This window comes from Brucella daejeonensis (assembly GCF_014199265.1).
Lineage (GTDB): Bacteria > Pseudomonadota > Alphaproteobacteria > Rhizobiales > Rhizobiaceae > Brucella > Brucella daejeonensis.
This window is the reverse complement of sequence record NZ_JACIJG010000027.1, coordinates 34,614-42,186: the sequence shown is the minus strand read 5'-3', so window position 1 is coordinate 42,186 and position 7,573 is coordinate 34,614. Positions and strand designations below refer to the sequence as shown.

Below are 7,573 nucleotides of genomic sequence, written 5' to 3'. Positions count from 1 at the left end.
TTGGCCTTTGAGAGAAAGTCACCCTGCAAAGGATAGTCCGCCAGCATGTGACCGAAGACGAGAAGGCTGAACAGTTCCAATTCACTCGCCATGACGGTCGCCTCCTGATGGGTGGCCAGAAACGTCGATAGCGAATACCTCGACAGGATCAGGCCCGAAATGTGGATGGGTGATTTTCTTGCGGGTAAAGCCGAGCCACGGAAGCTCCAACCGGCGTTCGGCGTCGTCGCGCTTCGGGTAGCCTTTGGTCAGGACGATGCCGTCAAACGAGCGATGAAGGATGCCACGCCTGCCACCGACGATGAGCCGCTTCGACCAGTAATCGTTCGCGAGCCGGTATTCTTCCTTCTTGGTGCCATCGCGGATTGCATCGAAGTATTCGGCTTTCAAGGGGAGGATAAGCTTACTCATTCCGCGCCCTCCGATGGTGCAGAGGGGAGTGGACGCCAGTGGGTGGGGGCCTCACTGCCTTCTAGGCGTAAGGCTTGCGGCCACTGAGTGAACCAGCCTTCCTTGAACAAGGTTTCCTCGTCTAGAAGGTCAAGTTCAGCTTCTGACATTGGGAACGCGCTACAGCTCGTGTAACTGGCAATGAACTGGCCACAGTCTTTGCGCCACGCCAATATCTCTGTTCCATCCTTCGGCGCACTTTCAATCGGCAACCACCCATCCCCCTCGACCTTACCGGCGTCGGCATGGAGAACGCTGGCAACTTCCTGCCAAATCGGGTTGTGATGTTCGCCGCCGCGCATGATTGTACCGGCAGTGATGCCCTCAATCACATAGTCACGGAAACGGGCCAGCACGTCCCGCGCCTGCGCGTGAACGGCGTCGGCATGGTCCGGGGAGGATAGGGCGCGGATGGCGGCGGCATCTTCCAGCGAGCAGTTTCCCGGGAACTGACACTCGCCTTTTCCATGAGGCAGGGCTTTACACCCGCACTCAATCAGCTTTGCAGCTGCTTCAATGCCCTGCCGGTATCCTTCCTCCAGCACAGCCGCTCTGCCAGCGGATGGCTCAAGCGCGGAGAGGATGCGAGCCATGAAGTCCTGATACTGCCGTTTGCAGTCACCTGGAACAGACTTGTTGCTTTCTGTGGTGATTGAATGCAACGGAGAAAGACGTTCCGTGGCTTCACGAGCCTTCGCACGATACCAAGACTGATCTGCCCCTGATGTTCCTGAAATATGGCAGAGCTTCTCGAACATGACTTCATAACCAAACGCCATCCGCTCGATAAGCTTTATGGCGTCGGCCTTCACAGCCCCTTGCACGGGGAGGAAGGGGAGAGCGGCGGTTATGACTTCCTTGATATCATTAGGGCCGATTGGCTGCCATTCGCCATTGATCCGGCAAAGATGATCGTAAACAGCGTCAACGACATGTTCTGTTAAATTGGGCGCGGTCATACTCGCGATCCTCCGACGATTTCTCCGGTGCGACGGTCAACTACCTCGCCGGATATGAGCTTCTTGAAGCGGGAGTTCTTGGAACCGGCCATTGATGGCTCTTTCCTGATCCCGCGATGCTTTTTCCTGATTTTGTTGACCTTTGACCGAACTGTGGCTTCTGCCTGGGTCTTGCGCTTGTGCGCGGTATCCAAAACAGCCTGAAGGTTTCCCTCTCGGTTCTCGCCACCCAGCCAAAGCGGAATGATATGGTCGTACTCGACCTTATCTCCAGGCATGAACGGGCGTCCGGTGAGGGCGCACTTGTCGCCCTGTCGGTCTCGTATCCGGTCCTTTACCTTGTCCGGTGGCATGGAGTTGTCGGACTTGCCGACCCATTCAGGTACGGTCCTCATTATTCAGCCCTCGGGAGCTCTGGAATGTCGGCAATATCAAGCCCGGTCAGATCGGCAATTGTCTGCTGATCGAACTCGACTTCCGCCTTCATCACGGACGACAGGAACTTTGAGGTTTCCAAAGCCTTCTTAACGGCTGGGTCACGCACGGTAGCCGGTGCCGACTTCAACAAACCTGCATACTGGTCACGCAATACCTGCACGTCACCATTTATAGCCGTGGCAGCAACCAGCATTCTGACAGCAGTTTTCAGCCAGTTCTTTTCCTCATCGGTTGTTTCGTCGGCTGGAATATCTTCAGACGCACCCTGTTCGCCCGTATCCGGCTCGCTGGCTGGCGTTTCGGGTTCTTCGGTAACAATCTCCGCTTCTTCGATTTTCGCGCTCTGTGGTTCGTCTCCGAATGGGTCGGCAACGGTCTGAACCGGCGTGATGTTCTTGGCATTGTCAGCGCCTTGGAACTCCTGCGCTTCTTCGCGGTCATAAACACCAAGCAGAACTTCCGGCACATACCGGCGCGCCCAAGAACGAGCGGCGAAATAGCCAAGCTGCTGCTGCGGGTCTGACTTCCAAAGCGGGCTGTTCTTGGTCGTGATCGATCCGATTGAAGGGGAGGTGTATTCATAGGTCTCGCCGTCCAGTACGCCAGAGACGGTGCACGTCATGTCGTTGCCGGTTCCGTTGTAGGCGTATTTCAACCGACCCTTGATGCCGGATCGGGTATTGACCACGGCAGCGATAAGCTGGGCCTCATAAGCAATCGTGCCGTTGACCGAATAAGACTTTGACGCCACCGCAAAAGGCGACATCTGCCATTCCAGCGCCTGCATTGCCACCGCCATACATGCACCGGCGTTATTCCGAAGGTGCTTTGGCAGGGCGATATCCGCTTTGCTCATCACTTCTGCAAATCGAACGACTTCGCCAAGGTTCTGCGGTGCGATACTTGATCCAGTCGCGCCAGCGGAGACAGAGACGGTATTGATAGACGTTTCACGTGTTGCGAGTTGGTTCATTCTACAGCCTCCAGCGCCTTCTTAAGCGCGATGTTCAGTTCTCGGATTTCTGACAGCCCCAGGGGCTTACGGTCATTATCGGTATCGCCTATGGCGGCGTTGAAACCGCACACCCAGCAAGCAATGTCTGATAGGCCGTTCTGCGCCCACTCTGCTTGCTTCTTGGTCATCCTAATGGTGACAATCGGTTCGCCTATCTCGGCATAATCTGCATCAAGGATCATCGTTCACGCTCCGATAAGCTTCTGCTGGTACCAGACCGGGAATGCGGTCTCGTCAGCCTCTTCAAGTGGTGTGGATGGAACCCATGCCGTGTCTGTACCGAACTCGCCCATGAATAGGCGGTAGTTCTCGACGGCTTGGGCAATTCGTTCTGCGGCCCTGTCGAATAGCGGGTTACCCGGCGACAGCATGATACCGTGCGATATCGGCGCGCCCTTTTTCTGCCAGAACACGAATACGAAGGCGAAAACCGGGTTGCTGACTACCTTTGACAGCCAGTCCTCTTGACCTTCCGGCAGACCGAAAACCTTCCCGGCCCTGAATAGTCCCTTCATCTGGCGGCGACCGTCCGAATAATGACCGGCGGAAACGATATAATCATAGCTGGCCATCGCATCCCGGCAGGCCTGCTTGAACTCCTTATCGCTCCTGTTCTCGATAGACTTCAGATCGACAATCGAATTGATCTGGAGGTAATCGAAGCGAGCTTTGTAGCGGATGCCATTCACGGTCCAGAACACCGAGACTTCCGGCTGCCCGCCTTCGAATGCCCGTGCCAGTGTCTTGTTCGCCTTGATGAAGGCCGATGCCGCAAGGATTTTCGAATAGTCCTTGAACTTCACCGGCACTTTACCGGCGGCGACAATCGCGGCAATTTCATCCTTCCCGGCCTTAACATTCCCTGGGTTCACGTATGCAGCGTGGTTCTCCTTGAACTTCTCCACGCCTTCGAGAACGCACATGTGAAGCTGGCGACCGAATATCTTTGCCGGTGTGTCGTCGTCATCGTCACGGGCCGGGTTCATCGGGCTATCCCACCAGAAATCCGGTGCGTTACCGATGAGCTTCTTCAGACCCGTTGAACCAAGGGCCGGATCGGCGTGATATTCTTCGTCGGACATACCGAAATAGATGCCGTCCTCATGCAAGGTGTCAGTCACGATCACCTCCACGGGCTGCTAGCATGGCGTCTGCCATACGATAAGCCAGAGCGGAGTAGTGGTTTTGGGCACAATCCTTTTTGTATTGCTCTTGGTCTTCATAAGCGTACGAAGACATGACTTCGATGGTTACTTCCTTCGGCATGAAACCATTTGTCAGCATCCCTTGCAGGGCAATCGCAGCAAAATAATCACGAAGCGTCATGCCTTCATGCGCGAACTGGAAATCTACTGGCACTGAAACGGGAAACGCCGGTCCACCTGTCTCAATCTTGCTCACATCACTCTCCCGAAAAATCTGCCAGCCCGACTTCCAGAGCGCGGACGTATTCAGCGTCTATCGCTGCCCAAAGCTTGGCGGCTGTGTCGATGACTGGCTGGGTAAACCGTGGGCGCTTCTCATCGCCCTTGACTGACTGGCGGCGCACATAGCCGCTTACTTGGAGGAGGGCGGTCATTTTGCTGGCTCCTGCTTTGCTGTTGAAGCTGGCTTGCAGTAGGCAACCGTTGACCGGCGTGTATCTCCTGGTGCGTCGGTATCGAAACGCATACTGCTAAGTATTTCAAAACAGTCGGCCTTCGGCATTGGCGGTGTGTTATCCCACGCTCCGCAACCCCATCCAGAAATACCCATGCAGACGAAAAGTATGTATGCGGGTTCCATAGCCTCACACTTTCTCGGCCAGATACCCGGCCCATACTGCAAACGTTGCGATGAAGGTTGAAACGGCTACGAAGGATGCGATGTCATGGAGAAGGTCACGCATTGAAAAGCTCCACGATTAGACGCCAGATCAAAGGTGCGCCGAAAAACAGAATGATGGCGTAGAAGGAAACCATCGGGTGAACCCCGGCCTGCGAACACCATTTCCCGAACCAGAATGAGAGCGGTGAGAGCATGAAAGTTGTCAGGCACCAGAGGGTAAAAATCTTGTCTGTGCGGCTCACGGCCTCGTCCTCTTGCTCTGGCACAGCGCGATAAAAGCGACGATCAGTGCCATGGTGATTAGGTGATCGAATGGGGAGAGTGTCATGCTTCACCTCGCGCTTTGGCGAGCAACGCATCGACTTCAGCGTAGAACCTTTTGCCCCAAGCCCCCTCGGCATCGATGTTGGTCCACCCCCGGATTTTGGCCAGTTTCTCGTAAAGCTCTGGCGCTGCGGCGATCAGGTGGGCGTTGGCCTGGGCGTTTGTTATCGCCCCCTGATGAACGTATGCTATGGTTATCCCTAGTCCGTCCGTTCTAACCGGAACACTTTCGTCGCCACGGGGTTGCCATGCCATCCAAGGCCCCGGAGTGAATTTCGTCTCAGTCATTTCACCCTCCGCTGACACACAACTTCCGTGGTCATCAGGCGAAGCGCCTCATCAGGTCCGGTCTGGTATGGCCGGAAGATCAATTCAAAGGCGTGGTTCACGATGCCCTTGCCGACGAACTCGCAATCTTCACGGTCCCAGAATGGTCCGATCTGCTCGACTACCCGGTTTTCAATCAGGACAAATCCGATATGTGGATCAGGCAATCGGGTGGCTGGCATCACGGACAGAGCCGTGGAAATCATCAGTGCAGAGAACATTAAGCCGCCCTCCCATGGACGTAATCATTGATGCGTTCGAAGGCGTCACTGGTCATATCCAGCAGGTCATCTGCGCGGTTTGCGCGGTACTGCGAGCGTTCCAGCTTCGACATTGCTGGTTGATCACCGAAGCCCCGGTAGAGGTCGATCAAGCGCATTTCAGTATCACAGCGCTGTTCGACGTACTTGCCAAGCAACCGGCGAACCTCAAGCCCGCTGTCGCCCTGATCCTTCAGCGTAAAACACGTCAGGCTGATCGAACCGAGTTGGCCAACAAGAGCTTCCAACTGCGCGATATCGTTCTTCAGAATGGCTTCGATTTCGGCTTTCGTGGACATCGCTCGATCCTTTCGGTGAGCAGTTTCACGACTTACTCAGGTCCAGTGTTCTAGTTCTTCCGGTCAAGTTGCGCGCACCGCGCTGCGGTTCACATGGCAACCTCCATCGCCTGTTTCGGCAGTGGTTGAAATCTCGCGGTCCAGATCGGCAGAGCTTCTTCGTGAACAGCTTTGACACGCTCAATGTTGCATAACTTGCAACTAACGTCAATCAGTAAAATTGCATAACTTGCAACTTTCTTGTTGCGCCGATGTGGGAGAGAGGTCTATGTCTATAGGCACCGGATCAGTTTTTCGTACCGGTTCACCATGGAATGCCTATCCCGAAAGGGACGGCCTCACGGTAGTTCGGAAGCTTCGACTTCAAGTCGCCTTCTGGTCTGTTTGTGCAGTAGGGGTGTGGTTTGCCGATCCATGGCGAATGTCGCAGGCAAGGGACACAAGCGGCTCACCGGCAATCAGGTGAGAGGGAAGGCGCAACGACAAGGGCACCGTGATAAGCCCCGCGCATGAGGCTCCTGAGCCAATAGAAACACGGCATGAACCGGACAGGCTATGCGCCGACATATGGCGTACCGGGGATGCATGGAAACCTCAGGTGCTCGTCCGAGCTTCAAGTGTTCCGGTGCAGTAGTCCTTGGGCTGGTTCGTTCCGGTCCCAAGGGATTACTGCGTCGTTTCCTAGGGTCTGAACCGTCTTCAAGTGAAGAGCAAATCCTGAAAACAAACAGATAGCGGTACGTAGAAAGGTAAGCGCTATGCAGGGATGGAAAGACAAAACACTGACGATTGATCAGCATCCACGATGCAAGGCGTACTTGGCATCGATGTGGATAAAGCAGTTTCAGGGCATGAACGATTATTGGTGCGCGGCAGCAATCGCGGAAAGCTTTTCGGACAAGCGCCTGAAAAAACTCGGCACCGTGAATTTCAACACAATGACCGGAACGCAACTGCTGGATGCGTTTGAAGCCATTCTGGCAGGATCGGCAAAGAAGCCGAAACGTCATGCGAAGAAGTCATTAAGTCCGAGACCGAAATATCAGAAACAGCAAGCCAACCAGCCCAAAGCGGCGTAGGAGGAAGTGATGATTGAAAAATTCACAAAGCACTTTGAAAAATATTTCAGGGAGCACCACAATTGCAGGCTCCCTGATAATTGCACTTACGCACCTTTGCCAGATGACTTAACGCCTAAGCAGGCTGCCGCCCTCACATGGATGCTTTTAATCGTTTGCCGAATTCCACTGCGAGAAGGGATTTCCATTTGTGAAGAGCTTCTGTGCTCAGGGAAGACGAACGAAGCTCTTGAAGTTTTTCACGAGCATTTGAGAACTGGCGTTCCAGCAAAGGCTCCTGAAGCGCCTTGTCTCTGAACATGGTGTTTTTTGTTTTTTCAAACATCTGTTCGTTGAACTTAACCAAATCGAAATCGGCGTCTCTGAATAACACAAGATCAAGAATTCCGATGATGGCAGCGCAAGCCATAGGGCCGTTGTCATCTTCGGACATTTCATCGAATATTTTGATAAATTCAGCACGATAATCGTTATCGTCATATGGAAGCATGCGGCCAAACGCCAGACACACCTGCGGAATTACCAATTCAGAAACCATTGTCGGCAAGTCATCTATGAATTTAATAATCTCTTCTTTTGGTGTCATTCTAGCCCC

14 protein-coding genes are annotated in these 7,573 nt (G+C 54.1%); 1 reads left to right on the top strand and 13 read right to left on the bottom strand.

Annotated features, from left to right (window positions below):
• Positions 1-81 precede the first annotated feature (81 nt).
• The 12 genes from FHS76_RS20780 to FHS76_RS20725 all read right to left on the bottom strand — a co-directional run bounded on the left by FHS76_RS20780 (position 82) and on the right by FHS76_RS20725 (position 5,899).
• The gene (locus FHS76_RS20780; RefSeq protein WP_183657595.1) at positions 82-411 is read right to left on the bottom strand and encodes an ASCH domain-containing protein; all 330 of its coding nucleotides are present in this window, start codon (positions 409-411) and stop codon (positions 82-84) included.
• Positions 408-1,409, bottom strand: a complete 1,002-nt coding sequence (locus FHS76_RS20775; protein WP_183657593.1) for a DUF551 domain-containing protein — start codon at positions 1,407-1,409, stop codon at positions 408-410. Before FHS76_RS20775 ends, FHS76_RS20780 begins: the two co-directional genes overlap by 4 nt.
• A complete protein-coding gene (locus FHS76_RS20770) occupies positions 1,406-1,804 on the bottom strand; it encodes an HNH endonuclease (protein WP_183657591.1) in 399 nt (132 codons plus the stop codon). The genes FHS76_RS20775 and FHS76_RS20770 overlap by 4 nt, the downstream gene beginning before the upstream one ends.
• On the bottom strand, positions 1,804-2,820 hold the full coding sequence (locus tag FHS76_RS20765; protein ID WP_183657588.1) for a recombinase RecT: 1,017 nt from the start codon (positions 2,818-2,820) through the stop codon (positions 1,804-1,806). Before FHS76_RS20765 ends, FHS76_RS20770 begins: the two co-directional genes overlap by 1 nt.
• The gene (locus tag FHS76_RS20760; RefSeq protein WP_183657586.1) at positions 2,817-3,044 is read right to left on the bottom strand and encodes a hypothetical protein; all 228 of its coding nucleotides are present in this window, start codon (positions 3,042-3,044) and stop codon (positions 2,817-2,819) included. Before FHS76_RS20760 ends, FHS76_RS20765 begins: the two co-directional genes overlap by 4 nt.
• Before the next feature lie 3 nt (positions 3,045-3,047).
• Positions 3,048-3,983, bottom strand: a complete 936-nt coding sequence (locus tag FHS76_RS20755; protein ID WP_183657583.1) for a PD-(D/E)XK nuclease-like domain-containing protein — start codon at positions 3,981-3,983, stop codon at positions 3,048-3,050.
• Positions 3,976-4,263 (bottom strand): hypothetical protein, encoded by a 288-nt coding sequence (locus tag FHS76_RS20750; RefSeq protein ID WP_210306187.1) that lies wholly within the window; start codon positions 4,261-4,263, stop codon positions 3,976-3,978. Before FHS76_RS20750 ends, FHS76_RS20755 begins: the two co-directional genes overlap by 8 nt.
• Position 4,264: 1 nt before the next feature.
• Positions 4,265-4,441: a hypothetical protein gene (locus FHS76_RS20745; RefSeq protein WP_160292314.1), complete on the bottom strand. Its 177-nt coding sequence runs from the start codon at positions 4,439-4,441 to the stop codon at positions 4,265-4,267.
• 301 nt (positions 4,442-4,742) lie between these two features.
• Positions 4,743-4,931: a hypothetical protein gene (locus FHS76_RS20740; RefSeq protein ID WP_183657582.1), complete on the bottom strand. Its 189-nt coding sequence runs from the start codon at positions 4,929-4,931 to the stop codon at positions 4,743-4,745.
• 82 nt (positions 4,932-5,013) lie between these two features.
• Positions 5,014-5,301, bottom strand: coding sequence for a hypothetical protein (locus FHS76_RS20735; RefSeq protein ID WP_183657580.1), 288 nt, complete (start codon positions 5,299-5,301; stop codon positions 5,014-5,016).
• The gene (locus FHS76_RS20730; RefSeq protein ID WP_183657577.1) at positions 5,298-5,561 is read right to left on the bottom strand and encodes a hypothetical protein; all 264 of its coding nucleotides are present in this window, start codon (positions 5,559-5,561) and stop codon (positions 5,298-5,300) included. Before FHS76_RS20730 ends, FHS76_RS20735 begins: the two co-directional genes overlap by 4 nt.
• A complete protein-coding gene (locus FHS76_RS20725) occupies positions 5,561-5,899 on the bottom strand; it encodes a hypothetical protein (RefSeq protein WP_183657574.1) in 339 nt (112 codons plus the stop codon). Before FHS76_RS20725 ends, FHS76_RS20730 begins: the two co-directional genes overlap by 1 nt.
• A 758-nt stretch (positions 5,900-6,657) precedes the next feature.
• Here FHS76_RS20725 and FHS76_RS20720 point away from each other — a divergent pair.
• Positions 6,658-6,978, top strand: coding sequence for a hypothetical protein (locus tag FHS76_RS20720; protein WP_183657571.1), 321 nt, complete (start codon positions 6,658-6,660; stop codon positions 6,976-6,978).
• 133 nt (positions 6,979-7,111) lie between these two features.
• Here the strand turns inward: FHS76_RS20720 and FHS76_RS20715 are convergent, their stop codons facing one another.
• Positions 7,112-7,564 carry a hypothetical protein gene (locus tag FHS76_RS20715; protein WP_183657568.1) on the bottom strand — a complete coding sequence of 151 codons (453 nt, stop codon included), beginning with the start codon at positions 7,562-7,564 and terminating at the stop codon, positions 7,112-7,114.
• Positions 7,565-7,573: the final 9 nt, after the last annotated feature.

Bases quoted from the DNA above. Each gene is read 5' to 3' on its own strand.
- FHS76_RS20780 (WP_183657595.1), bottom strand. From the start codon at position 411: ATGAGTAAGCTTATCCTCCCCTTGAAAGCCGAATACTTCGATGCAATC.
- FHS76_RS20765 (WP_183657588.1), bottom strand. From the start codon at position 2,820: ATGAACCAACTCGCAACACGTGAAACGTCTATCAATACCGTCTCTGTC.
- FHS76_RS20720 (WP_183657571.1), top strand. From the start codon at position 6,658: ATGCAGGGATGGAAAGACAAAACACTGACGATTGATCAGCATCCACGA.
- FHS76_RS20730 (WP_183657577.1), bottom strand. From the start codon at position 5,561: ATGTTCTCTGCACTGATGATTTCCACGGCTCTGTCCGTGATGCCAGCC.
- FHS76_RS20770 (WP_183657591.1), bottom strand. From the start codon at position 1,804: ATGAGGACCGTACCTGAATGGGTCGGCAAGTCCGACAACTCCATGCCA.
- FHS76_RS20745 (WP_160292314.1), bottom strand. From the start codon at position 4,441: ATGACCGCCCTCCTCCAAGTAAGCGGCTATGTGCGCCGCCAGTCAGTC.
- FHS76_RS20725 (WP_183657574.1), bottom strand. From the start codon at position 5,899: ATGTCCACGAAAGCCGAAATCGAAGCCATTCTGAAGAACGATATCGCG.
- FHS76_RS20760 (WP_183657586.1), bottom strand. From the start codon at position 3,044: ATGATCCTTGATGCAGATTATGCCGAGATAGGCGAACCGATTGTCACC.
- FHS76_RS20735 (WP_183657580.1), bottom strand. From the start codon at position 5,301: ATGACTGAGACGAAATTCACTCCGGGGCCTTGGATGGCATGGCAACCC.
- FHS76_RS20715 (WP_183657568.1), bottom strand. From the start codon at position 7,564: ATGACACCAAAAGAAGAGATTATTAAATTCATAGATGACTTGCCGACA.
- FHS76_RS20775 (WP_183657593.1), bottom strand. From the start codon at position 1,409: ATGACCGCGCCCAATTTAACAGAACATGTCGTTGACGCTGTTTACGAT.